A 22158-nucleotide genomic window follows, 5' to 3' on the forward strand; every position below is an offset into this window, starting at 1 on the left:
GAGGACGTATGCCGATCATCGAGCCCGAGAACGGCTCCCTGACCGTGTTCAACCTGTTCAACACCACCGACTCGGAGAAGCAGGCGACTCTCCTGGACGCCATGCGGGGCATCATCGCCAAGGCGAACTACCCGGGATGGCGGTCGTCCACGCTGCACGCGGGGGTGGCGAAGCCCTGCGCGGCCAACTACATCCAGTGGAGGTCCATCGACGACCTCAAGGAGCGGTACGACGGCGAGAACTTCAAGCACAACACCGTTCCCTACTTCACCGACCTCACCACGTCGGTGCACCTGCTGAAGACCGAGGTGGTGTCCGTCCAGACGAAGGACGGCGACGCCCGGACGGAAATAGGCCCGGACCGGGACGACTTCACCGTGATCGTCCTGATGGGGTGCGAGAGCAAGGACCAGAGCGAGCTCGTGTCCCTGCTCGACAAGCCGGACGAGTGGATGCGGCAGGTGCCCGGGTACCGCTCCCACAGCATCCTGCGCGCGCTCGACGGCACCATGGTCGTCAACTACGCCCAGTGGGACGACGCCGCCTCCTACGAGGCCTTCCACACCATGCCGGAGGAACAGCGCCCCGCGCACGACCGGCAGATGCGCGCACGCGGCAAGTCCCTGCTGACCTCGCGGGACGCCAACACCTACCAGACCGTCTTCTCCCAGTCGTGCGAAGGCTACGCGTCGTGACCCTGCCGATGTCACCCTTCACCGTCGGTCCCGAGGACCCCCGGTACCTTGAGCTCTCGCACTCGGACAACCACCGGTTCGCCGTCGAGCCAGCGGAGTTCCACCTTCCCCTCACGCCGGACGACGTCGTCGCCTCCCTGCGCAAGGCCGTCGCCGAAGGGCGGGCCGTCGCCTGCCGGTCCGGCGGGCACTGCGGTCAGGACTTCGTCGGCTCGCCGCGACGGGACCTCGTCCTGGACCTCCACAACCTCAACACCGTCGGCCCGTCCGCCGAAGGGCCGGGGGTGTGGATCGGTGCGGGTGCGACGGTCGACCAGGCGCAGAAGGCCCTCTTCCGCCGCTGGAACGCGTCCCTGCCGCTCGGCGCCTGCTCCGCGGTGGGCATGGGAGGGCTGGTCGCCGGCGGCGGCTACGGTCCGCTGTCGCGCCAGCTCGGCCTGGCCGTCGACCACTTGCACGCCGTGGAGGTCGCCGTCGTGGACGAGTCGCGCGACGTCCGCCTGGTGACGGCGCGCGCCGACGACACCGGCGACCTCGGAGACCTCTTCTGGGCGCACACCGGCGGTGGGGGCGGCAACTTCGGCGTGGTCACCGCCTACGAGTTCCGCAGCCCGGAGCACCTCGCCACCGAGCCGATCGGACTGGCTCGCGCGAGCAGCCGAGTGCACGTGCAGAAGATCGTCTACCCCTGGGCCGCGATGGACGAGGAGTCCTTCGTCACCGTGATGCGGCGCTTCTTCGAATGGCACGAACGCCACTCCGCGCCAGGAACACCGGAGAACTCGCTGTTCGCCAGCTTCTTCGTCAACCACCGCAACTCCGGGTTCCTCCAGCTCATGGTCCAGCAGGACGCCGACGTGGACCCCGAGGGGAGGATCCTGGGCGAGTTCGTCGCGTCGCTGACGGAGGGCACCCGCGCGGTGGGCATCCCCCGCGGGGGCGTGATGAGCTGGCTGACCGGCACCCGCTACATGAGCCAGGCCGACTGCGGTGACGTCATGGGGGCCCGGTCGGCCTCCAAGTCCGCCTATCACCGCGCGACACCCACCGACGACCAGTTCGCGGTGCTCCACCGGCACCTGAACTCCGACCATCCCGGCCAGGCGTCGTACGTCATGTTCAACAGCTACGGCGGCGAGATCAACCGCCGCGCGCCGTCGGCCACCGCCGCTCCCCAGCGGGACTCCGTCGCGAAGTCGTCGTGGTTCACCGCCTGGCAGGACGCCTCGATGGACGAGCTCCACCTCGGCTGGCTGCGCGGTCTGTACGAGGAGTTCTTCGCCGGCACGGGAGGGGTGCCCGTCACCGGGGACCGCACGGACGGCTGCTACATCAACTACCCCGACACCGACCTGCTGGACGCCGAGCGCAACCGGTCGGAGCAGCCCTGGCACCACCTGTACTACAAGGACAACTACGCGCGTCTGCGGGCGGCGAAACGCACATGGGACCCCCTGAACGTCTTCCACCACGCCATGTCCGTAGAACTCTGAGAGGAACCGCGAACGATGCGCACCGGCAGCACGGAGAAGATCCCCTTCGAAAAGCTCTACCAGGAGGGGGAGAAGTCGGGCCCCCTCATGCCGTGGAACATCGGCGGCCCGCAGCCGGCCGTACGCCGGATCTGTGACGACGGCGGCTTCCACGGGCACGTGCTCGACCTGGGGTGCGGCCTCGGGGACAACGCGCTGTACCTGGCGTCCCAGGGCCTTCGGGTCTCCGCCGTCGACGTGTCGGAGGTCGCCGTCGAGTGCGGCCGCGAGAAGGCCCGCAGGAACGACACGACCGTCGACTTCCGGGTGGCCGACGCGTTCTCCCTCGCGGCGGACGGCCCCCGGTACGACGTCGTCCTGGACAGCGCCTTCTTCCACACGCTGCCGGCCGAGGAGACGCCGCGGTACACGGAACTCCTGAGGGCCGTGTGCAACGACGGCGCCGAACTCCACCTGTTCACCTTCTCCAAGGAGCTCACCCCCGACTACCCGGGCCCGCGCCGCGTCTCGGAGCCGGAGCTGCGGGAGGCGTTCTCCGCGGACTGGGACATCAAGGTGATCGAGGCGACGCGCTACCACAGCTCGCTGCCCGCCGAAGCCGTGGCCAAGATGGTCGACCCGCGCACCTTCGAGGTCGACGCCCCCACCGACAACCTCGCCGACCAGCTGATCGACGAAGCCGGAAACGTCGTCTCCCGGATCTGGCACATGCACGCCGTACTGCGCCCGCAGGAAACCCGATCGGAGATCCGCGCATGAAGTTCGCCGCCGTCCTCGTCGTCAACTACCTGGCCCCCTGGTACGAGTTGTCGCTCGAAGAGCGCGTAGCAATCGAGCACGAGCACGTCTTCCCCAGCGTCGGGGCCTTCGTGAAGAGGGGCGGAAAGCTCACCCCGGTGCGCGCCATCAAGTACGGGCGTGAGGCGGAGAGCTTCTTCATCCTGGGCTTCGACGAGATGGAGGACTACCTGGACCTGGTCCGGGAGCTGCGTTCGAGTCACCTGCTGACCGCGGGCCTCGCCGTCATCGACTTCGAGACCGTGGGCCTGGAGGAGGCCTACTTCGCGGAGCGCGACAAGGACCGGTTGCCGGCGGTCGCCGCGTGAAGGCCCTGTTCTACGCCGCGGGCACGAGCCCGGCCAGCGCGTTCGCGATCGGTCCCCTCGCCTCGGCGCTCCGGGCGTCCGGGCACGAGATCATGGTGGCCTCCTTCGAGGAGATGTCCGGCGCGGTCACCGGAATCGGCCTGCCGTCCATCCCCGTGGCCCGCGGGCATTCGACCGAGAGCATCAAGGCCGCCGCCCACGGCAGGCCGGCGATCGAGTACCCCCACCGGCCCGAACAGGAGATGCCCTACCTGGGCCACTGGTTCGGCCGCCAGGGCAGCTACGTGTGCGACGACCTGGTGGACATCTGCCAGCTGTGGGGCGCCGACGTCCTGATCGCGGGCAGCCAGGGGCACGGGGCGGAGATCGCCGCCCGCGCGGCCGGCATCCCCTTCGTCCGCCAGTCCTGGGACCTGTTCGACATCCACGGTTACGAGGACTACCTCCACGAGGAGCTGGCGGACCAGCTCGCCAGGATCGGCGCCGACACGCTGCCCGACCCGTCGCTGCGCATCGACATCTGCCCGCCGGGCCTGACCGAGACCACCGGCACCTTCATGCGCTGGACGCCGCACAACAAGCAGCGGCAGATCGATCCGTGGATGCTGCAGACCCCGGACAGCGGCCGGGTGTGCCTGACGATGGGGAGCTTCCGGTACGCCTTCCCGGGCGCGATGGACCGGATCTCGGCCATCGTGGAGCGGCTGCTGGAGCTCGGCGTCGAAGTCGTCGTCGCCATCGGCGAGGCGGAGGGGAAGCAGCTCCAGGAGAAGTACCCGCGGGTCCGGGCGGGCTGGATCCCGCTGGAGGCCATACTCCCCACCTGCGAGGTGATCATCCATCCGGCGGGCGGCCTGACGGCGGTCAACGCCATCAACACCGCGACCCCGCAACTGATCCTCAACCCGTTCGAGGCCTTCACCCCGACCCTGAAGCGGCTCACGGACTTCGGCTGCGCCCGGACGCTGTACCGCGAGGAAGGCAGTCCGGAGGCGATCGCGCAGGTCGTCAAGGAGATGCTGGGCGACTCCTCGTACTGCTTCAAGGCCCGGGAACTGGCCGAGCGGGCCGCCACGGCGCCCACCGCCGTGGGAATGGTGCCGCTGATCGAAGACCTCGTTGCGCGGGAAAAGGTGAACCGGTGAGTCCGACGACCACAATTCCTCAGACCGATCTCGATCCGTACACCGACGCCTCGATCACCGACCCGTACCCGCTGTACAGCGCGCTCCGCGACGCCGCACCCGTGGTGTACCTCACCTCGCACCAGGTGCACTGCGCCGCCCGGTACGACGAGGTGTACACGGCCCTGCACCAGCACGGCACCTTCGTCTCCGGCGAAGGCGTGGGCCTCACCGACACCCTCAACAAGGCGCAGAAGGGCAGCAGCTTCACCAGCGACCCGCCCTACCACGCCTACGTACGCGGACTGGTGGCGCGGCACCTCAAGCCCCGGGCGATGGCCGACATCACGGGGTACGTCACCTCCTGGGCGGACCGGCTGGTACGCGAGCTCGTGGAACGGCAGTCGTTCGACGCCGTCCAGGACTTCGCCGTGGCGTTCCCCCTGGCCGTGGTCCCGGATCTGCTGGGATGGCCGGAGGACGAGGGCAAGGAACGGCTCCTGGAGTGGGCCAGTGCCGGATTCAACGCCTTCGGGCCGATGAACGAGCGCACACAGGCCGGGCTCCCCCTGCTGGGCGAGATGAGCCAGTTCCTCCACCGGATGTCGCAGCCGGGCAATCTGCGCCCGGGGAGCTGGGGGGCCGAACTGGTCTCCGAGGCCCGCGAGGGCAAGATCGAGGACAAGCTGCTGCCCGGCCTGCTCGGCGACTTCCTGGCCCCGTCCATGGACACGTCCGTCAGCGCGCTGTCCAGCATGATGTGGCTGCTCGGCACGCACCAGGACCAGTGGGAGCGGCTGAAGGAGGACCCCTCGCTGGTCTCGTCGGCCTTCAACGAGATCATCAGGTTCGAATCGCCGCTCCGCGGGTTCACCCGTTACGTGGCGGAGGACACCGAGCTGGGTGGCGCGCCCCTGCCGCGCGGGTCGCGGGTGCTCCTGCTGTTCGGCTCGGCCAACCGCGACGAGAGGTTCTGGAAGGACCCGGAGACGTTCGACATCGCCCGGCCGGGCGTGGCCCAGCAGGTCGGTTTCGGGCACGGCATCCACGCGTGCGTCGGCCAGGCCTTGTCGCGCCTGGAGGGGCAGAGCCTCCTGGAGGCGCTGATCCGCCACGTCGACAGGATCGAGGTCGGAGAACCTGCGTGGAGGCTGCACAACACCATCCGCGGCATCGAGAAGATGGACGTGACGCTCCATGGACGAACGTCCTGAACCCGGCGAAGTGCTGGCGGTGGTCAGGATCGACGTCCGGCGGTGCGAACTGCACCAGCAGTGCGAAGGCCTGTCGGACACGCTCTTCACCTCCTCCGGGCAGCAGCTCGTCGTCCGCGAGGGGGACGGGGACGTCCGTCACCTGGAGAGGCTGGTCAGGTCCTGCCCGATGGGGGCCCTCGATCTGGACGTGACGTCCTCCGAGGCACCCGGTGAGCCCCTGGAGCAGGCACCGGAGAGCGCACGCTGAGGTGTGCACGACCCCTCCCCCGAGGAGCGGTCCGCCCTGCCGGGGCGGACCGCTCCTGTGTACGTCTCACCGGGCGAGGGCGACTCCGCGATTGCCGGGCGGGCGCGGACCACTGCCGAGGTCCGCGCCCGCCCGGCTAGAGCCCCGAATCGGAGTGCGCGGACGCCTGGCGCAGCCAGTTGGTGAGGTGCTGTGCCATGCCCTTCGCGTCGCGTGCCCAGCGCGTGTGGCCGCGGAGGGACGGGCCGGCCGGGGTGTGGTGGACGCGTTCGACCGCGCAGTCCGCGAGGCGGTCGCACAGGGCGTCGACCGCCGTCGGCGGGGCCATGACAGGACTGCCAGCCGGCCGCCCAGGCCGAGGCCGCTCTCCTGGAGGACGGGGGCGGACCGGTGGGTGTCGGTCTGGTCCGCTCCGGACCCGCCGGGGCGCGTCGGAGCATCGGCGACGCCCGCCGTGCGCTGCGCGCGGGCGGCGGCCGCCCGGGGATGCACCGCTACGCGGACATCTGGCCCTTCGCACTCATCGCCGACGTCGGCGTGGGACACATACCGCTGCTCGACGGCGCCCTCGACACGGCCCGGTCCCACCCCCATCTGGCCGATGCCGTGGGAGAGTTCGCCGATCACGGCTTCTCGGTGGCGGCGGCCGCCCGGGTCCTGAGCGTGCACGCCAACACCCTCAGGTACCGCCTGGACCGCTGGCAGGAGCTGACCGGCCTCGACTGCCGGACCTACACGGGGCTCATCACCTCGCGTGCGGCCGTGGAGCTCGCCTGAGCCTCACGGCCGCACGCCCGGCTCTCACACCCGTCCGGTCGCCCTGCGCGCGAAGCGCCGCATGCGGTCGGGGAGGCGGGAGACGATCGCGGCCGCCCCGTTCGTACGACGCGGCCGGGCCACCAGCTCACCCTTGCAGTTGGGGCACACCTCGGCGAAGCCCTGGGCACAGGGCGGGCACCAGGTGCACTCGTAGCTGCAGATGAACGCCGGGTCGCCCCCGGCCAGTTCCTGCGTGCAGCCCATGCAGCGCGGACGCATCCGCAACATGTCCTTCTCCTCTTCGGTCGGCGGGAGTCCGGAAGCCACCTGTGGATCAGCGGGAGTTGAGAAACGTGATCAGGCGCTGGAGGCGTTGTATGTCCTTCGCGCCGCGCGCGTACGTCGACACCGCGATCGGCGCGTCGAACAGCTTGCGGGTCACCGCCTTCGGCACGGTGAACTCCCGCAGGCCGTCCGGGCCGTGGATCCGCCCGAAGCCCGAGGCGCCCCGTCCGCCGAAGGGCAGCGCCGGCACGGCGGGGAACGACAGCACGTCGTTGACGCTCACCATCCCGGTCCGCATCCGCTCCGCCAGGCGTCGTGCGTCGCGGCGGGCGAAGACGGCGCCGCCCAGGCCGTAGGCGGAGTCGTTGGCGCGCGCGACGCCCTCGTCCGCGTCCGCCACCCGGTTCACCACGAGCACCGGGCCGAACGTCTCCTCCCGTACGGCCGCGGAGTCCTCCGGCACATCGGCGAGGACGACCGGCCCGAGGACATGCGGCGGCTGGACCGACTCCGGACCGCCGACCACCGCCCGGCCCCCGCGGGCGAGGGCGTCGTCGATGTGCCGCCGGATCACGTCCAGCTGTCCCGGCATGGTGACGGGACCGAAGTCCGCGCCGGCCCGCAGCTCCAGGGCGCGTTCGGTGCAGCGGTCGAGGAAGCGCTCGTAGATCGGGGCGGCGACGTAGACCCGTTCGATGCCTGCGCAGGACTGCCCCGCGTTGCTGCACGCGCCCCACAGCGCCGACTCCACCGCCGCGTCCACGTCGGCGTCCGCCGCGACCACGAGCGCGTCCTTGCCCCCCAGTTCGAGCAGGACGGGGGTCAGGGACGGTGCGCAGGCGGCCAGGACGCGCGCGCCGGTCCGGGCGGAGCCGGTGAAGGCGATCTTGTCGACCCCGGCCGTGGACAGGGCCGCTCCCGTGCTCCCGTCGCCCGTGGCCAGTTGGAGGACCTCATGGGAGGGCACCGCCTCCGCGAACGCGTCCACCAGCCAGGTACCGATGGCCGGCGTGTACTCGCTGGGCTTGAACACCACGGCGTTTCCCGCGGCGAGCGCGTAGGCGATGGAGCCGAGCGGGGTGTGCACCGGGTAGTTCCAGGGGCCGATCACGCCGATCACTCCGAACGGCCGGTACTCGACCGTCGAGTACTGGTTGGCCATGAGCAGCCCTGAGGGGACCCGGCGCCGGCCGAGGACCTTGCGGGAGTGGCGCGCGGCCCAGTCCAGATGGGCCAGGGCCGCCGCCATCTCGACCAGGGCGTCGGCCTTCACCTTGCCGTTCTCACGCTCCATCAGCGTGATGATCTCCGGCAGGCGGCGGGCCATCACGCGACGCCAGGCGAGCAGGAGCGGTCGCCGCCCGGAGTGGCCGAGGCGGTCCCACGCCTCGGAGGCCCGCCGGGCCCGGGCCACCTTGTCCTGCACGGTGTGCTCGTCGTCGACGGGGAAGGAGCCGATCTCCTCGCCGGTGACGGGGTTGAGCGAGGCGAACCGCGGGGGCGTGCCCGCGTCGATTGCCGTCATAGGGGTGCTCTGCCTTTCAGGAATAAGGGAAGCCGCAGAACCACGGCTCCTGCCGGGGGGGCGAGAGCCCCGCACAGCCCGCCGGGACGACACGCGGAGGCCAGCTCGCGCTGGTCCGTGAAAGCGACCTCCGCGTAGCGGGCGGCGAAGGCGCGCCCCGCCTCGGAGGAGACTGCCCGGAACAGCACAGGATGCCCCTGCGGCGGCGCGAGTTGCGAGGCGTCGACCGCGTGGGCCGGGTCCCGCCGGCGCCGGACCTCGTCGACCGCTGCGGCCGCCGGCCGGCCCGGTGACCGACGGGACCATGGAGGAGGACGCCCAGGGCGAGTCGCCCGGGGAGGGCGTGTGACATGAGTGATCTTCCAGTGACGGGGGGTGGCAGGAGCCTTCAATGCAACGCAACGATGCGTTGCGATATTAGGTGTTGAGCACCTGAGACTGCAACGCACCGTTGCGTTTTGCTTGATACGGTGGGCCACGATGACGGACGACACACGGACACCAGGCAAGGGCGGCGGTCCCCGCCGCCGCGGCGAGATCTTCGCGGCCTGCCTCGATCTACTGGCCGAGCACGGTTATGACCTGCTGACGATCGAAGGTGTCGCCCAGCGGGCGAACGTGAACAAGACGACCATCTACCGTTGGTGGCCGTCCAAGTCCGAGCTGCTGCGCGACGCCCTGCTCAACTCGGGCCTGCTCGCCTTCGATCTGCCCGACACCGGCAGCCTGGCCGGTGACCTCGCCGCCCTCGGCGCCCGGGTCCAGGACCTGCTCGCGGACGAGCACAAGCGCGCGGTCGTCGAGTCCGCCCTCGTCGGTGCCGTACGGCATCCTGCTATGCGCGACCTCGTCTCGTCCTTCCTCGATGACCGTCTCGGCAGGCACCAGCCGATCTTCGTACGCGCCGTGGCCCGCGGCGAACTCCCCGCGAACTTCGATCCGGCCCTCCTCGTCGACGCACTCGCCGGAGCCCTGTGGCTCCGGATCCTCGTACGCCGCCGAGGTGTCACCGAGGGCTTCGCCCAGCAGGCCGTCACCCTGCTGATGAACGGCGTTGCCGCAGCGGGAGATGCCTCCGACGACCCGCTTGCGTGACGGGGCCACCAGCCCGAACCGCCGCCTTGCGGCTGGCTTCCCGGTGGCCGCACGGGTTCATCGCGGCACTTTTGGCGACTGCCCACACCATCGACAACGGGCTCATCGCCGGATCAGCAGTCGCCATTCACCGCCTGCCGGCGGGTCCACGAAGTCGTCACCAAGATGCTGCGGGTGCCACTGCCAGGGGAGGTGGCGGCGCGGGCATCAACGCCTGACAGGCGGTGCGGGTGGCGCGCGGGTCGACCACGGTGGCGGCGGATTCCCAGGCATTCAGCAGGGTGCTCTTCCCACTCCCGGGAAGCCCGGCCACGATGACGTCCGCGTTGTGCGGGTAGGACAGGGTGACGTCGGAATCCCCGCGCCCTCGCAGATCGACCATTCCCTGCGGGCGGATGCGCTCGGCGGCTCGTCGCTTTCGGTGTACGGGGGTCTTCTTCCCCTGCACGCGCGGCGGGCACGCGACCGGCGACTGCTGCGATCGCCCGACCCCTGCACATGGTCCTGCTCGACGTCGGCCTTCGTCTTCATCCCCATGTTCCTGCTCGACCAGTTGGGCAAGAGGATCGACCCGGGTCCCGGGTCAGGGAACGCGCGCGAACGGACCTCACGCCGCCGGCAAGGAACGTCCGCCGCGACGAGCGACCGACGGGGCGCTGAAATCTTCGATGGTGACTGGGGCTTGACTGCGGGGAAGCTCCTGCTGGGCTGGTACGGACTCTCCCCCGACCCGAAGCGCCTGTTGCTGCTCACCCACGACCGCACCTGCGTGGCCGCATCCCCCGGCCGGCGGCTGTCCCCGGCCAAGGCTGCCGACTTCCAGCTGACGTCGGAGTTCTCCGCGCACGAAGCGCACATCGAGGCCGAGGCCGGACAGCCGCGCGGCTTCGCGACCTTCCAACTGCAGTTCGCCGACGGCTCCTGGCTCGGACTCGGCCGTCTCGCAGGGCCCGAGGACGCCGACCACTTCCTGGACACCGCCGCCCGGCGCGACTCCGGGCGCTCTCACTGACGGATGTCCATCGGGCGCCGCTCCCCCGACTCGCCGTGAGCCGTTCATCCCCGACTTCCCTTTCGACACCGAGCCGCCGGACGTACTTGCCACCGTGAGACGACCGCCCGTTCGACGTCTACGGAGATGGTGATGACGCGTTTCAGGGCACGGGTACTCGGCGTTGTCGCGGCTGCCTTATCGGTCAGCCTCGTAGCGCTCCCCGCAACAGCAGTCGACCGGTCCGCGCCGCGAGCACAGGCGTTGGAGAACTTCAGCATCGTGGTCCTCCCCGATACCCAGTACTCGGCGGAGAGTTTCCCGCAGGCCTTCAACGCCCAAGGGAAGTGGATCAAGGACAACTCGATCGCCCGGAACATCAAGTACGCGATCCACGAGGGCGACATCGTCGACGACTCCGACCAGCCCTACCAGTGGACCAACGCGACCGGCGCGATGGGCCAGTTGAACGGCACGACCCCGTACATCCTCGGCGTGGGCAATCACGACATGGACGCGATGCCCAAGGGCCAGAACCCCGCCATGGTACGCGACGCGGCGGCGTTCAACCGCAACTTCCCGCGGAGCGGCTTCTCGAACCTGCCGTCGTTCGGCGGCACCTACCCGGCCGGGCAGAACGACAACAGCTTCCACATGTTCTCGGCCGGAGGCACGAACTGGCTGATCCTCGCGCTGAAGTACGCCCCCACGGACGACGAGATCGCCTGGGGCAACAAGGTCATCGCCGAGCACCCGGACCGCCAGGTCATGATCGTGACTCACGCTTACCAGAACGGCACGACGAAGGACTCCGTCGGCCAGAAGCTCTGGACCAAGATGGTCAGCCGGCACCCCAACGTCACGATGGTGTTCTCCGGCCACTACGTCAACCAGGGGGTGATCGTGGAGAAAGGGGTGAACGGCAACACCGTCCACCAGATCCAGGCCGACTACCAGAACCCCACCACGCTCGGCCCGAACAGCTACTTCCGGATCCTCGAATTCAACCCGACGGCGAAGACGGTCAGCGTCCAGACCTACTCGCCGTACCTCAACAAGAACCTGACCGACGTGAAGAACCAGTTCACGCTCCAGAACGTGAGCTTCCCGCGCGCCCGCCGCTGACGGAAGAAGCCGGTGGCCGGAACCGTGTGGGACGGTACCGACCGCCTACCTCCGACGGGTCTCACCCCGGGCTCGGCGCACCTTGCTGCTCGCGCCGGGCGTCGGCGCCGTCCGCTGCGGGCAGCTCGGTGCCGCACCCCAGGCGCCGTACGGACAGGGCGCAGGCCAGTCCGAGCACGGTGAGGAAGAGCCAGGGCAGGGCCGGGAGTCCGGCGCGGCGGGCGGCGTCGAGGGCGGCCCCGGTGAGGAGGTTTCCGGTGGTGATGCCGATGCCGCAGATCGTGTTGTAGAGGCCGTAATGGGTGGCCACGAGCCGGTTGCCGGCGAGGGTGACGATGGTGTCCATCTCGAAGGGATAGACGGTCATCGTCGCCACGGCGAGGAGCAGGCCGCTGAGCACCACGGGCAGGGTGCCTCCGAGGAGGCGGCCGATGCCGGATTCCGGTACAGGGACGAGCATGGGCAGGAACGCGGCTCCCATCAGGAGCAGTCCGGCCGTGATGGAGCGGCGGGAGGACCACCGCTCCTTGCACCACGCCGTGATGCGGGTCTGGCCGGAGATCGTGGCCAGACCGGAGACCGCGAAGAGTGCACTGGTGGCGGCCGTGGCGGCGATGCCGGGCGGGGCGGACTCGCGGAGGGCGAGCGGCAGGGCCAGGTAGACCTGGAAGGACAGGACGTACGAGCCGGTCATGGCGGCGGCGAAGGACAGGAACGGCCGGTTGGCGACGACGGTGCGCCACTGGCGCAGGACGCTCTCGCGCGGGTCGGCGTCGATGCCGCGCGCCTGCGGCAGGGAGCGCAGTTGCACGACGGTCAGGACTGCGAAGACACCTGCCGAGACGAGACAGGTCAGGGAGAAGTCGACCTGGGTGAGGACGAGCCCGATGAGCGGCCCGGCCAGGATCCCTGCCTGGTAGAAGACGTTGAACAGGGCGAACGCCTCGACTCGCCGCTCGCCCGAGTCGCGGGCCAGATAGGCGCGCACGGCCGGGTTGAACAGTGCTCCCGCGAAGCCTGTGGCCGCAGATGCGGCCAGCAGTCCGGGCATCGAGTCGACGAGGGCGAGTGCGGCGAAGCCGATCGTACGGAGGGTGCAGCCGACGACGATGAGCGGCTTGTAGCCGAAGCGGTCGGCGAGGGTGCCGCCGAGGAGGAACATGCCCTGCTGGCTGAAGTTGCGTACGCCGAGGATCAGGCCGATCACCCACGCGGACAGGGCCAGGTCCCCGGACAGGTGCTGCGCCAGGTACGGCATCAGCATGTAGAAGCCCAGGTTGATCGTGAACTGGTTGAGCAGCAGCAGCTGGACGCTGCGGTCGTGGCTGCGGACCTGCCTGAGGACGGCCGCGCTCATCGACGGGCCTCCGCTCCGGGCCCGGCCTGCGGGTCCGCGGCCTGCGGGTCGAGGACGCGTCGGCAGCGGGTCCAGGTGACGGCTTCGAGTTCGGTGGGGTGGGCGATGTCCAGGGGGTCGTCGGCCGGTTCGACGCCCAGGAGGCCGTGCCGACGGCAGTAGTCGTCGTTGTAGACGGTGGAGAGGTAGCGGTGGGGGCCGTCCGGGAAGACGGCCGCGATCCGGGCGTCCGCGGAGTGGGTACGGGCGGCCCAGGCCGCCACGAGCGCGACCGCCCCGACGCTCCAGCCGCCGGAAACGTAGTGGGAGCGCGTGAGCCTGCGGCACGCCCAGACGGCTTCGCCGGGCGCGACCCAGTGGATTTCGCTGAACTGGCCGTACGCGACGTTGCGGGGGTGGATGCTGCTGCCGAGGCCGCGCATCAGCCGCTGCCGCGCGGGCTGGCCGAAGATCGTGGAGCCGGTGGAGTCCACCCCGATGACCTTGAGGCGGGGCGAGTGCACGCGCAGGACCCGGCTGATGCCGGCGGAGTGCCCTCCGGTGCCGACGCTGACCACCAGGACGTCGATCCGGCCGAGCTGGGCGACGAGCTCGCGGGCGAGCGGCGCGTAGGCCCCGACGTTGTCGGGGTTGGCGTACTGGTCGGGGCACCACGATCCGGGGCGTTCGGCCAGGAGTTCACGCACCCGCAGGCGCCGGGCCTCCTGCCAGCCGCCGCTGGGGTGCGCGGTTTCCACCATGTCCACCTGGGCGCCCTGGGCGCACAGCAGGCGTTGCATGTCGGGTTCGAGTCCCGGGTCGGTGACGACGGTGACGGGATGTCCGTAAACCTGTCCCGCGAGGGCGAGCCCCAGTCCGAGCGTGCCGCTCGTGGACTCGATGATCTCGGCGCCGGGCCGCAGTTCGCCCCGGGCACGGGCCCGCTCCGCCATGTGGAGCGCGGGGCGGTCCTTGATGCCCCCGGGGTTGAAGCCTTCGAGCTTGGCCCAGAAGCCTCGTTCTGGCGGGGTGAGCGGGTCGGAGACGCGGACGACGGGGGTGTTGCCGACGGCGGCCTGAAGGGAGTGGCTGACGCCGGGCGTCGAAACGGTGGTGAAGGAGTCGTGCATGAGTCTGCTCTCTGGTGCGTGAATGCGCCGGGTGCCGGGCAGCGGCGACTCACCCGTGTCCTCGGCATAAGGGCAGGCAGGGGTGAGGGACCGCGCGCGTCGGGCGGTCCGTTCGGCGGCTTTCTAGATGCGCCAGAGGCAGAGGCAGGACTGGGTGTTGGTACAGGCAGGGCCTGGTGGTCTGCCGCCCATGTCGAAATGAGGTCCGGAAAGGTCACGGGTCTGCGCCGGATCGGCCTCGGCAAGAGTCGCCCGTCCGGTCGGCAACAGGTTGTCGGCCCCGGTCCAGTACGGCTCGGACTGTTCATGTGAGCAGTGATCGCCCGGCTGATGCGGGATGGCCGGGGCGTCTGGATGGGACAGCGCAGCGGACGCAGGCAGCTCGGCCTCGGCGAAGGCGGAGACCTCGGCATGCGGCACGGAGTGAACGTGCGCAGGGGACCCGGCCGCCGTACAGAAGGCAACCGTGAGCAGCGCCATCACCAGCGCCATCAACCCTCTGCGACTCACCATGCACACAGGGTCAAGGTAGTGGATGCCCAGATGCCCAGCGACCTGGCGAACCGCCAGAGGCCGGGCAGACAAGCACCTCTCATTCGATCAGCGGCTTGCGCGCCTCGGCCGCCTAATATGTGCGCATGAGCGCAAGCACGCACGTGGCAGATGCACACCCTTCGCAGGAGCAGACGGAACGGCTGGCCGCAGCTGTATCGGTTCTGGCGCTGCTCGCGGATGCCACCCGTCTCGCGCTGCTGGACGAGCTCGGCCGGGGCGAGGCCGACGTCACGACCCTCACCGAAGCGTGCGGCGCCGCCCGCCCCTCCGTCAGCCAGCATCTCGCCAAGCTCCGCCTGGCCGGGCTGGTCACCACCCGCAAAGACGGCCGCAGGGTCGTCTACGCCCTGCGGCACGGCCACCTGCGGCGACTGGTGGACGAGGCCCTCAACGTCGCCGACCACCAGCTCGGCTCCCTCCCGCCCCACGACTGACCGCTCCCCCGGCCGCCGCCCGCCGGCTCCACCATCGACATGTGCACACGTATGCACATCTTGGTTATGCTGGTGCGGTCTCCCCACGCCGCCGACCGGGATGGGCTCGATGCTCTACGTACTGCGGAACCGCACCTACCGCCGGTTGCTCACGGCCCAGGTCGTCGCCCTGGTCGGTACGGGGCTGGCGACCGTCGCGCTGAGCCTCCTCGCGTACGACATCGCAGGCGACAACGCCTCCGCGGTCTTGGGCACCGCTTTGGCGATCAAGATGATCGCCTACGTCGCCATTGCCCCGGTGGTCGGCGCGATCGCCGACCGGATACCCCGGCGAACCTTGATGGTGGCGATGGACCTCACCCGCGCCGGCGTCGCCGTGGCACTGCCGTTCGTCACCGAGGTAGGGCAGATCTACGTCCTGATCTTCCTGCTGCAGGCAGCTTCGGCGGCCTTCACCCCGACCTTCCAGGCCACGATCCCGGAGGTCCTTCCCGCGGAGCGGGACTACACCCAGGCCCTGTCGATGTCCCGGCTCGCGTACGACCTGGAGAGCCTGTTCAGTCCGGCCCTGGCCGCTGCCCTGCTGACCCTGGTCTCGTACACCTGGCTGTTCATCGGGACCTCCTTCGGCTTCGTCGCCTCGGCGGTGCTCGTCGTCGCCACGGTGCTGCCGAAGCCCTCCCCGATCGAGCGCACCGGCGGCGTGTACGCGAAGGCCGCGTTCGGCATCCGGCTGTTCCGGGCGACGCCCCGCCTGCGGGCCCTGCTCGCCCTTGACCTCGCGGTCGCCTCCGCCGGAGCCATCGTCTTCGTCAACACGGTCGTCATGGTCCGGGACCACTTCGAGCGCACCGCCAGCGCCGTGTCCCTCGCCCTCGGCGCGTACGGCGCCGGCTCGATGATCACCGCGCTGCTGCTGCCGCGCCTGTTGCGACGCTTCACCGACCGAGCCGTCATGCTCCCGGCCGCGTTCGCCCTGCCAGTGATCCTCGCCGCCGTCGCCGGCCTCACCGCGTCGGCGCCGGGCTCCTGGTCCTGGTTCGCGATCCTGGCCGCCTGGGCCGCGATCGGGGCCGCGTGCTCCGCCGTACTGACCCCCGGAGGCCGGGTGATCCGCCGCTCCACGGCCGACGCGGACCTGCCCGCCGCCTTCGCCGCCCAGTTCTCGCTCGCCCACAGCTGCTGGCTGCTCACCTACCCGCTGGCCGGCTGGCTCGCCGCCGGCGCCGGGCTCCCCATCACGGCCGTGGTCCTCGGCGTCATGGCCCTCGCCTCCGCGGCTGCCGCGGTCTTCATCTGGCCGGCCCGCGACCCGTCCGAGCTGGAACACGTCCACCCGGACCTGCCTCCGGGCCACCCCCACCTCACCGACGCCCACCCGGCCTCGGGCGGCTGGCAGCACGGCCACCACTACGTCATCGACCAGCACCACCACCGCTGGCCCGATCGCGCCGAGCACGCGTCGTCCGGATCGCACTGACGGCGTTTTCCCACCACCCCTGCCCATACCGCGAGAGATCTCGATCCGGGCCACGCAGCAGACCGGTCATGCCGCATGACGGTGCCGCCATGCCACGGACAGCCGCCCCCCGCACCGCATGCCGTACCGGCACGGAACCGGTGGACGGCGTGCCCGCGCTGCCGATCGGCATCGGAGTCCTCGTCATCGTGGTGATCGCCGGTGCCTGGTGGTTCCTCAGGCGCCGCCGCTCCGAAAACGCCGTCCGACACTCAACGCCTCGCATTCGGCGGGCAGTCAGCAGCACCACGTTCAGCCTGGCCGGGGGCCCTTCGGGCCCGGCCAGGCCTCGTCGCCCTGCACGGCGGAGCCCCGACTGAGGCGGCCGCATCGGCACACCCCATACTCGGTCAGCGTTGCCGGGCCATCGAGCGGGTGGACCGGGCGAGTTGGAAGGGTTGATGGGGGATATGACAGACGTGAACGATCTGGCCGTTCCGGAAGTGGTGGAGAGCCCTGCCCGGGAGGCAGCACCGACCGGCGGTCTGGCGCAGTGGCTGCTCCGCCACCGCGTGCAGCCGGTCGGACCTGCGGCCGGCGAGGGACACGGCGAGCCGCACGCCTGGTGGAAGGTGATGTGCCTGACCGGAGTGGACTACTTCTCCAGCCTCGCCTACGTCCCGGCAATCGCCGCTCTCGCGGCAGGTGCGGTCTCACCGCTCGCCACCCTGCTGATCGTGGCCCTGACCCTGCTGGGGATGCTGCCGATGTACCGGCGGGTGGCCCGTGAGAGCCCGCACGGAGCCGGGTCGGTGGCGATGCTGGAGGACCTGCTGCCGTTCTGGCGGGGCAAGCTGTTCGTCCTGGTGCTGCTCGGGTTCGTCGCCACCTCGTGGATCATCACCATCACCCTGTCCGCGGCGGACGCCTCCGTGCACGTGGTGGAGAACCCGTTCTTCCCGCAGGCCCTGCACGGCCACGAGGTCGCCATCACGGTGGCGCTCCTGCTGCTGCTCGGCGGGGTGTTCCTGCTCGGGTTCAGTGAAGCGGTCAGCGTCGCGATCCCCCTGGTCGCCGTCTTCCTGCTGCTCAACGCGGTGACCATCGCCGTCGGCGTGGTCGAGGTCGTCACCTCACCAGGCGCCTGGTCTGCGTGGACCGACGCGCTCATGGACGGCGGAGGCGGACTCGGCGAGCTGGCCGGACCCGCCCTACTGGCCTTCCCGCTGCTGGTCCTGGGCCTGTCGGGATTCGAGACCGGGGTGAGCATGATGCCGCTCATCGCCGCCGACGGCGAGGACGCCGAGCAGCGTATGGAGTCCCGCATCCGCAACTCCCGGAAGCTGCTGACCACCGCCGCGGCCGTCATGAGCGTCTACCTGCTCGCAGCCAGCTTCGTCACCACGGTCCTCATCCCGCACAGGGAATTCGAGGCCGGCGGGGCGGCCAATGGCCGCGCCTTGGCCTACCTGGCCCACGAGCACGTCGGAGAAGCCTTCGGCACCGTCTACGACATCAGCACCATCCTGATCCTGTGGTTCGCGGGCGCCTCCGCGATGGCGGGGCTGGTCAACATCGTCCCGCGCTACCTGCCCGACTACGGCATGGCCCCCGAATGGGGCCGCGCCGTACGCCCGGTCGTACTGGTCTACACGGTTGTCTGCGTCGCCATCACCTTCGCCTTCGACGCCGATGTCAACGCCCAGGCCGGCGCCTACGCCACCGGCATCCTCGCCATGATGGTCTCCGGCGCCTTCGCCGTCACCGTCTCGGCCCTGCGCCGCCGCCAGCGCGCGACCACCGCGGGCTTCACCCTGCTCACCGCGGTGCTGCTCTACGCCCTGGTGGCCAACATCGTCGACAAGCCCGACGGCATCACCATCTCCGGCCTCTTCATCGCCGGAATCATCGCCATCTCCCTGATCTCCCGGGTGTCGCGGACCACCGAACTGCGCGCCGACCGCATCGTCTTCGACCCGGCGGCCAGGCAGTTCATCACCGACACCCTCGCCTACGACAACGCCATCAACATCATCGCCAACCGCCGCCAGGCGGGCGACGGCGCCGAGTACGCCGACAAGGAACGCGAACAGCGCGGCAACAACCCGGTACCCGGACCGGCGGACGTGATGTTCGTGGAGATCGACGTCGTCGACCCCTCGGACTTCAGCGAAACCCTCACGGTCCACGGCGTCGAGGTCGACGGGTACCGGATCCTGCGCGCCGAAGCCCCCGCCGCCCCGAACGCCATCGCCGCGATCCTCCTCACCCTGCGCGACACCACGGGCGTCCAGCCGCACTGCTACTTCGCCTGGGCGGAAGGCAGCCCCCTGACCCACATGTTCCGCTACTTCCTCCTCGGCCGCGGCGACACCGCCCCCGTGACCCGCGAGATCATCCGCAAACACGAACCCGACCCCGCACGCCGCCCCGGCATCCACGTCGGAGGCTGACGCCGCCTTGACCAGTCCATCGTCGATCTCGTCCGAGACCGGCGATGGCAGATGGCGGCAGACGCATGAGCCTGTCGCCGACGAGGGGTCCAACGTGGGGCTGGGAGGCTGCTGTTGGACGGGCGGTGGAAGTCGCTTGCGGTCTCGGGCCCGGTCCGAGGCGCACGGTCAGTACTTGGTGACCTGGGAGCGGAAAGCGTCCATGGTGAGGATCTTCTCGGCGACAGGAAGAGTGATGGTGAACTTCTCTCCGAAGCTGTCGTACGTGGTGGTGCTGGTGCGGCCGTCGCGCTGCGATTCCAGCAGGAGCAGCCGTTGCTGGTCCTTGTCGATGAGGTAGACGTCTTCGGACTTTCCTGCGGTGACCTCCACCGCTTGTGCCTGCCTGCCGTCGACGGCCCGGTCCTTGCCCTGGGTTCGGCGCCCCGTCTCCGCGATCTTGTAGTACATGTCGCAGCCCTGCTCCGCCTTCGTCGTCACATAAGAGGACCTGAGCTCTGCCGGGACGGTGACCTGCTGGCCGCGCTGCCTCAGGGCACCGGCGAACAGATCGGCGCTGGTGTACGAGGTTCCGTCCTTGCAGTAGATGTCGCCCGACATACCCCCCGTGACCTCTACATGGAGCCCTTGAGCAGCGTCCGACCACATCTCCTGCTTCGCACCGGCGAAGGCCGTGGTATTCCCCGACGAATGGAAGGACTCATTCAGCATCCGGGTGTTCGCAGCCTTGATGAGCGACACCGCGTCTGCGTCTGGCGCCCTCCCGGCTCCGTCGCCGCATCCAGCCACAGATGCGGTGAACATGGCTGAGAGCGCAATGGAGCGGGCGAGGCCGATCTTCGTGAACATGGGTGGACGGTCTCCATCCGGTCGGTCCGGTCGGCGTCATCTGGTGAGGTCATGTGGGGCGCACGGATGTCGGGCTCCTGGCCGATAAGGCCCCGGCAGCCACGACGGGGCCTTACCGACTTCTCAACGGGCCTCGACGGGCTTGTCGCAGCCGAATCTGGCCTCGGCCGCTTTGGTGAAGGCGGTGAACAGGTCCCGCGGAGCGGGCGCGCCGGCGCCCAGGGATTCGGTGTAGCGGGGGCCGGGCTCCATGGCGAAGTACGTGGGCTTGCCGGAACATTCGGTGATGGTGTGGGTGGCGTCGAATCCCTGTTCCGTGAATCCCTCGGACTTTCGGATCCCCGCGACGACAGCGGGGGCCTGGGTCGCCGAGAAGGTTGCGTAGGCCTGCTCCGCGCCCTCCCCTGCGGCAGTTCCACAGCTCCAGGTGGAGCCGGCGTCCTGGACGGTCTCCCGCAGGACGGCCGGGAGTGTGAAGCCGGACCAGCCGCACACACTGCCTGCCGTGGCCGGGCGTTGCGGCGCGGCGGGCGCGATCCGGTCGGGCGCGCTCAGCGGCTCACTCTGCGCACAGCCGGCCCTGCCACTGATCCGGTTCGCGATGTCGGTGAGGAACCGAACCAGCTTGGTCGCGTCAGCGCCCACCTCTGCGTACGCCTCGGCCACGCCCGCCTGACGGTCGGTGCAGGCCGCCGGGAGCTGTACCCAGGCGCGGCCCGGGGCCGCGCCCCCGCCCGGGAAGAACGACACCGTTGAGGGATCGGGCCAGCGACCGCCGGTGAAGGCGAAGTCGCCGCGCTCGCGGGTGCCCTGAACATGCAGGTGCCCGGTCTTCAACTCAGTGGCCATGGAATCCCACTTGCCGGCCGCCGTCGTCAGCAGGCTCAGGTCGGTGGTCATCACTTCGTAGTACGTCAGCACCCGCTTACCCCCTACAGCCCGTTGAGTTTCGACTGACCGATCGGCCGAAACTGGTCACCCAGGCCGATGTCATTGCGCACGAAGAGGCCGGAGGCGCCCCGCAGGGCGCTCTTCTCGGACCCCAGCCTCCCCATCAGAACCGCGACCTGCTTGTCCCACGTGTCGGCGACCTTCTTCAGGCCCGGGGCGGTATCCCAGCCTTCGAAGCCCTTGACCGCGGTGTTCGTCGACTCGTCCGCCTGCTCCGTCGCCGCCTTCGTGTTCGGCTGCAGCTCGGTCTCGATCGTGTTCGCCGCCGCCGTCTTCTCTGCCGGCGTGGACGCGAAACCCCCCGACGCTCCGGGGGCCAAAAGCCCAGCCGGTGCCCCGTTCAACCTCATGTCCGCAGGCCGCTCGGCCAAGCCCGCGGATCGTCCGCGCCACTCCCGTTCGAAGTCCCCCGACATATCTCCCCCTCGACCTCTCTTGATCCAAACACGGCAACTACGCACGGACCAAGGGGTGTTGCGTCAAGGAGACGTATGGGTTGACGGGGCAAGAGCTTGTCACCCGGGAACACTCAAGCGCTCTCCATAGGATCTGGTCCGTGAACGATGACGACGAGCCAGTATTCAAACGAAGCAAGTGGGGCACGAACCGCTACTACTACAACCCTCGCAATCCCCTCGGGCTCACGCTGATCGTCATCAGCCTGCTCCTCGCCGGAACGGCGTTGATCCTCATGGCCAACCGCACCGGCCCCTTCAGGCCACCGCCCGATCCCGCGCCATGGAGCCCGCCACCGTTCAACTACTCCCTGCCGCCGCATTCGAGCCAGCCTGCGCCCGCTCCGACACCGGGCACGACAAGCACGCCGGAACCGTGACGCCAACGGGTCGTCGCCCGCTTCGAAGGGGCCAGCCCCGCCTCAGACTCTGACCGGCAGCCCGATCGGGTAGGTGCCCAGCCCGCGAATCGGACGCGTTCGAGTACGTACGCCCCGTTTTGGTCGCGAGGGCGAGACTGCACCGCGCAGCAGCAGCTGGTCGAGGATCACCTTGGGCTGAGGGTCGGCAAGCTCGGCCCCGATGCGCGTGCTTTCGGCGTCCACGTACACCCCGGCAATGATCACCTCACGAAGGCCCGACCGGGGCAGGTGTTCCCACACCGGGGTGCAGCGCGAGCTGACGGCTGCACTGACCGAGTTTCCACGGCTTCGGTGGTGCGTGCCTCGGCGTGAAGGAGGTGCTGGGTGCCGGCCAGCCAGAGCTGCGTGCTGCTCGCCAGTCCACCAACAAACTGCGACCGTCCCAACCCGAGCAGCTCACATCAACCAGCAGCCGCAGCACACCGTAGGCGCCGTCAGGGCCGATGCACTTC

The 22158-nt window shown here is 69.8% G+C and carries 24 protein-coding genes; 15 read left to right on the forward strand and 9 right to left on the reverse strand.

The genetic code is table 11. The annotated features are described in order from the left end of the window. Positions 1 to 8: 8 nt before the first annotated feature. From ACZ4YL_RS34580 to ACZ4YL_RS34610, 7 genes are read left to right on the forward strand one after another with little or no spacing between them, the layout of a single operon-like run. Complete coding sequence (locus tag ACZ4YL_RS34580) at positions 9 to 695, forward strand: antibiotic biosynthesis monooxygenase (protein ID WP_468121804.1); 687 nt, start codon at positions 9 to 11, stop codon at positions 693 to 695. Continuing rightward, entirely contained in the window at positions 692 to 2188 is a 1497-nt protein-coding gene (locus tag ACZ4YL_RS34585) for an FAD-binding oxidoreductase (RefSeq protein ID WP_468121805.1), read from the forward strand. Before ACZ4YL_RS34580 ends, ACZ4YL_RS34585 begins: the two co-directional genes overlap by 4 nt. 15 nt (positions 2189 to 2203) lie before the next feature. Beyond that, positions 2204 to 2947 carry a class I SAM-dependent methyltransferase gene (locus tag ACZ4YL_RS34590; protein ID WP_468121807.1) on the forward strand — a complete coding sequence of 248 codons (744 nt, stop codon included), beginning with the start codon at positions 2204 to 2206 and terminating at the stop codon, positions 2945 to 2947. Then, positions 2944 to 3294 (forward strand): hypothetical protein, encoded by a 351-nt coding sequence (locus tag ACZ4YL_RS34595; RefSeq protein WP_468121808.1) that lies wholly within the window; start codon positions 2944 to 2946, stop codon positions 3292 to 3294. Before ACZ4YL_RS34590 ends, ACZ4YL_RS34595 begins: the two co-directional genes overlap by 4 nt. Continuing rightward, positions 3291 to 4439, forward strand: coding sequence for a glycosyltransferase (locus ACZ4YL_RS34600; RefSeq protein ID WP_468121810.1), 1149 nt, complete (start codon positions 3291 to 3293; stop codon positions 4437 to 4439). Before ACZ4YL_RS34595 ends, ACZ4YL_RS34600 begins: the two co-directional genes overlap by 4 nt. Further along, a complete protein-coding gene (locus tag ACZ4YL_RS34605) occupies positions 4436 to 5632 on the forward strand; it encodes a cytochrome P450 (RefSeq protein ID WP_468121811.1) in 1197 nt (398 codons plus the stop codon). Before ACZ4YL_RS34600 ends, ACZ4YL_RS34605 begins: the two co-directional genes overlap by 4 nt. Then, positions 5616 to 5882, forward strand: a complete 267-nt coding sequence (locus ACZ4YL_RS34610; protein WP_468121813.1) for a hypothetical protein — start codon at positions 5616 to 5618, stop codon at positions 5880 to 5882. Before ACZ4YL_RS34605 ends, ACZ4YL_RS34610 begins: the two co-directional genes overlap by 17 nt. A 136-nt stretch (positions 5883 to 6018) precedes the next feature. Here the strand turns inward: ACZ4YL_RS34610 and ACZ4YL_RS34615 are convergent, their stop codons facing one another. Further along, a complete protein-coding gene (locus ACZ4YL_RS34615; protein WP_468121814.1) occupies positions 6019 to 6210 on the reverse strand; it encodes a hypothetical protein in 192 nt (63 codons plus the stop codon). A gap of 62 nt (positions 6211 to 6272) precedes the next feature. Between ACZ4YL_RS34615 and ACZ4YL_RS34620 the strand changes: the two genes are divergently transcribed. Continuing rightward, positions 6273 to 6659, forward strand: a complete 387-nt coding sequence (locus ACZ4YL_RS34620; RefSeq protein WP_468121816.1) for a PucR family transcriptional regulator — start codon at positions 6273 to 6275, stop codon at positions 6657 to 6659. A gap of 24 nt (positions 6660 to 6683) precedes the next feature. Here ACZ4YL_RS34620 and ACZ4YL_RS34625 read toward each other — a convergent pair whose 3' ends face one another. Next, entirely contained in the window at positions 6684 to 6929 is a 246-nt protein-coding gene (locus ACZ4YL_RS34625) for a DUF1272 domain-containing protein (RefSeq protein WP_468121818.1), read from the reverse strand. A gap of 46 nt (positions 6930 to 6975) precedes the next feature. Beyond that, on the reverse strand, positions 6976 to 8451 hold the full coding sequence (locus ACZ4YL_RS34630; RefSeq protein ID WP_468121820.1) for an aldehyde dehydrogenase family protein: 1476 nt from the start codon (positions 8449 to 8451) through the stop codon (positions 6976 to 6978). A 480-nt stretch (positions 8452 to 8931) separates the two neighbouring features. On the opposite strand from ACZ4YL_RS34630, the gene ACZ4YL_RS34635 reads away from it, so the two are divergent. The 3 genes from ACZ4YL_RS34635 (at position 8932) to ACZ4YL_RS34645 (ending at position 11662) form a co-directional block, all read left to right on the forward strand. Then, on the forward strand, positions 8932 to 9546 hold the full coding sequence (locus ACZ4YL_RS34635) for a TetR/AcrR family transcriptional regulator (protein WP_468121821.1): 615 nt from the start codon (positions 8932 to 8934) through the stop codon (positions 9544 to 9546). Between the two features lie 682 nt (positions 9547 to 10228). Further along, positions 10229 to 10558: a hypothetical protein gene (locus ACZ4YL_RS34640; RefSeq protein WP_468121823.1), complete on the forward strand. Its 330-nt coding sequence runs from the start codon at positions 10229 to 10231 to the stop codon at positions 10556 to 10558. 261 nt (positions 10559 to 10819) lie between these two features. Further along, the gene (locus ACZ4YL_RS34645; protein ID WP_468121824.1) at positions 10820 to 11662 is read left to right on the forward strand and encodes a metallophosphoesterase; all 843 of its coding nucleotides are present in this window, start codon (positions 10820 to 10822) and stop codon (positions 11660 to 11662) included. A 61-nt stretch (positions 11663 to 11723) separates the two neighbouring features. Here the strand turns inward: ACZ4YL_RS34645 and ACZ4YL_RS34650 are convergent, their stop codons facing one another. The 3 genes from ACZ4YL_RS34650 to ACZ4YL_RS34660 form a co-directional block, all read right to left on the reverse strand. Beyond that, positions 11724 to 13019 (reverse strand): MDR family MFS transporter, encoded by a 1296-nt coding sequence (locus ACZ4YL_RS34650; RefSeq protein ID WP_468121826.1) that lies wholly within the window; start codon positions 13017 to 13019, stop codon positions 11724 to 11726. Then, entirely contained in the window at positions 13016 to 14128 is a 1113-nt protein-coding gene (locus tag ACZ4YL_RS34655; protein ID WP_468121828.1) for a PLP-dependent cysteine synthase family protein, read from the reverse strand. Before ACZ4YL_RS34655 ends, ACZ4YL_RS34650 begins: the two co-directional genes overlap by 4 nt. 123 nt (positions 14129 to 14251) lie before the next feature. Next, complete coding sequence (locus tag ACZ4YL_RS34660) at positions 14252 to 14641, reverse strand: hypothetical protein (RefSeq protein WP_468121830.1); 390 nt, start codon at positions 14639 to 14641, stop codon at positions 14252 to 14254. A gap of 125 nt (positions 14642 to 14766) precedes the next feature. On the opposite strand from ACZ4YL_RS34660, the gene ACZ4YL_RS34665 reads away from it, so the two are divergent. The 3 genes from ACZ4YL_RS34665 (at position 14767) to ACZ4YL_RS34675 (ending at position 19029) form a co-directional block, all read left to right on the forward strand. Continuing rightward, positions 14767 to 15117 (forward strand): ArsR/SmtB family transcription factor, encoded by a 351-nt coding sequence (locus tag ACZ4YL_RS34665; protein WP_385013045.1) that lies wholly within the window; start codon positions 14767 to 14769, stop codon positions 15115 to 15117. Positions 15118 to 15226: 109 nt separating this feature from the next. After that, on the forward strand, positions 15227 to 16597 hold the full coding sequence (locus ACZ4YL_RS34670; protein WP_468121832.1) for an MFS transporter: 1371 nt from the start codon (positions 15227 to 15229) through the stop codon (positions 16595 to 16597). A gap of 449 nt (positions 16598 to 17046) precedes the next feature. Next, a complete protein-coding gene (locus tag ACZ4YL_RS34675) occupies positions 17047 to 19029 on the forward strand; it encodes an APC family permease (RefSeq protein WP_468121833.1) in 1983 nt (660 codons plus the stop codon). Positions 19030 to 19197: 168 nt separating this feature from the next. Here ACZ4YL_RS34675 and ACZ4YL_RS34680 read toward each other — a convergent pair whose 3' ends face one another. The 3 genes from ACZ4YL_RS34680 to ACZ4YL_RS34690 form a co-directional block, all read right to left on the reverse strand. Then, a complete protein-coding gene (locus ACZ4YL_RS34680; protein ID WP_468121835.1) occupies positions 19198 to 19629 on the reverse strand; it encodes a hypothetical protein in 432 nt (143 codons plus the stop codon). A gap of 372 nt (positions 19630 to 20001) precedes the next feature. Beyond that, complete coding sequence (locus ACZ4YL_RS34685) at positions 20002 to 20778, reverse strand: hypothetical protein (protein WP_468121836.1); 777 nt, start codon at positions 20776 to 20778, stop codon at positions 20002 to 20004. 32 nt (positions 20779 to 20810) lie between these two features. Then, positions 20811 to 21200 carry a hypothetical protein gene (locus ACZ4YL_RS34690; protein ID WP_468121838.1) on the reverse strand — a complete coding sequence of 130 codons (390 nt, stop codon included), beginning with the start codon at positions 21198 to 21200 and terminating at the stop codon, positions 20811 to 20813. A 185-nt stretch (positions 21201 to 21385) separates the two neighbouring features. On the opposite strand from ACZ4YL_RS34690, the gene ACZ4YL_RS34695 reads away from it, so the two are divergent. Next, complete coding sequence (locus ACZ4YL_RS34695; RefSeq protein WP_468121840.1) at positions 21386 to 21664, forward strand: hypothetical protein; 279 nt, start codon at positions 21386 to 21388, stop codon at positions 21662 to 21664. Positions 21665 to 22158 lie beyond the last annotated feature (494 nt).

Source organism: Streptomyces sp. NPDC030021 (assembly GCF_055574035.1).

What these genes read in the sequence shown, in the direction of transcription:
- ACZ4YL_RS34580 (WP_468121804.1), top strand. Translation starts at nt 9, where the DNA reads ATGCCGATCATCGAGCCCGAGAACGGCTCCCTGACCGTGTTCAACCTG.
- ACZ4YL_RS34590 (WP_468121807.1), top strand. Translation starts at nt 2,204, where the DNA reads ATGCGCACCGGCAGCACGGAGAAGATCCCCTTCGAAAAGCTCTACCAG.
- ACZ4YL_RS34595 (WP_468121808.1), top strand. Translation starts at nt 2,944, where the DNA reads ATGAAGTTCGCCGCCGTCCTCGTCGTCAACTACCTGGCCCCCTGGTAC.
- ACZ4YL_RS34610 (WP_468121813.1), top strand. Translation starts at nt 5,616, where the DNA reads ATGGACGAACGTCCTGAACCCGGCGAAGTGCTGGCGGTGGTCAGGATC.
- ACZ4YL_RS34615 (WP_468121814.1), bottom strand. Translation starts at nt 6,210, where the DNA reads ATGGCCCCGCCGACGGCGGTCGACGCCCTGTGCGACCGCCTCGCGGAC.
- ACZ4YL_RS34625 (WP_468121818.1), bottom strand. Translation starts at nt 6,929, where the DNA reads ATGTTGCGGATGCGTCCGCGCTGCATGGGCTGCACGCAGGAACTGGCC.
- ACZ4YL_RS34630 (WP_468121820.1), bottom strand. Translation starts at nt 8,451, where the DNA reads ATGACGGCAATCGACGCGGGCACGCCCCCGCGGTTCGCCTCGCTCAAC.
- ACZ4YL_RS34635 (WP_468121821.1), top strand. Translation starts at nt 8,932, where the DNA reads ATGACGGACGACACACGGACACCAGGCAAGGGCGGCGGTCCCCGCCGC.
- ACZ4YL_RS34650 (WP_468121826.1), bottom strand. Translation starts at nt 13,019, where the DNA reads ATGAGCGCGGCCGTCCTCAGGCAGGTCCGCAGCCACGACCGCAGCGTC.
- ACZ4YL_RS34655 (WP_468121828.1), bottom strand. Translation starts at nt 14,128, where the DNA reads ATGCACGACTCCTTCACCACCGTTTCGACGCCCGGCGTCAGCCACTCC.
- ACZ4YL_RS34660 (WP_468121830.1), bottom strand. Translation starts at nt 14,641, where the DNA reads ATGGTGAGTCGCAGAGGGTTGATGGCGCTGGTGATGGCGCTGCTCACG.
- ACZ4YL_RS34665 (WP_385013045.1), top strand. Translation starts at nt 14,767, where the DNA reads ATGAGCGCAAGCACGCACGTGGCAGATGCACACCCTTCGCAGGAGCAG.
- ACZ4YL_RS34670 (WP_468121832.1), top strand. Translation starts at nt 15,227, where the DNA reads ATGCTCTACGTACTGCGGAACCGCACCTACCGCCGGTTGCTCACGGCC.
- ACZ4YL_RS34675 (WP_468121833.1), top strand. Translation starts at nt 17,047, where the DNA reads ATGACAGACGTGAACGATCTGGCCGTTCCGGAAGTGGTGGAGAGCCCT.
- ACZ4YL_RS34680 (WP_468121835.1), bottom strand. Translation starts at nt 19,629, where the DNA reads ATGTCGGGCGACATCTACTGCAAGGACGGAACCTCGTACACCAGCGCC.
- ACZ4YL_RS34685 (WP_468121836.1), bottom strand. Translation starts at nt 20,778, where the DNA reads ATGACCACCGACCTGAGCCTGCTGACGACGGCGGCCGGCAAGTGGGAT.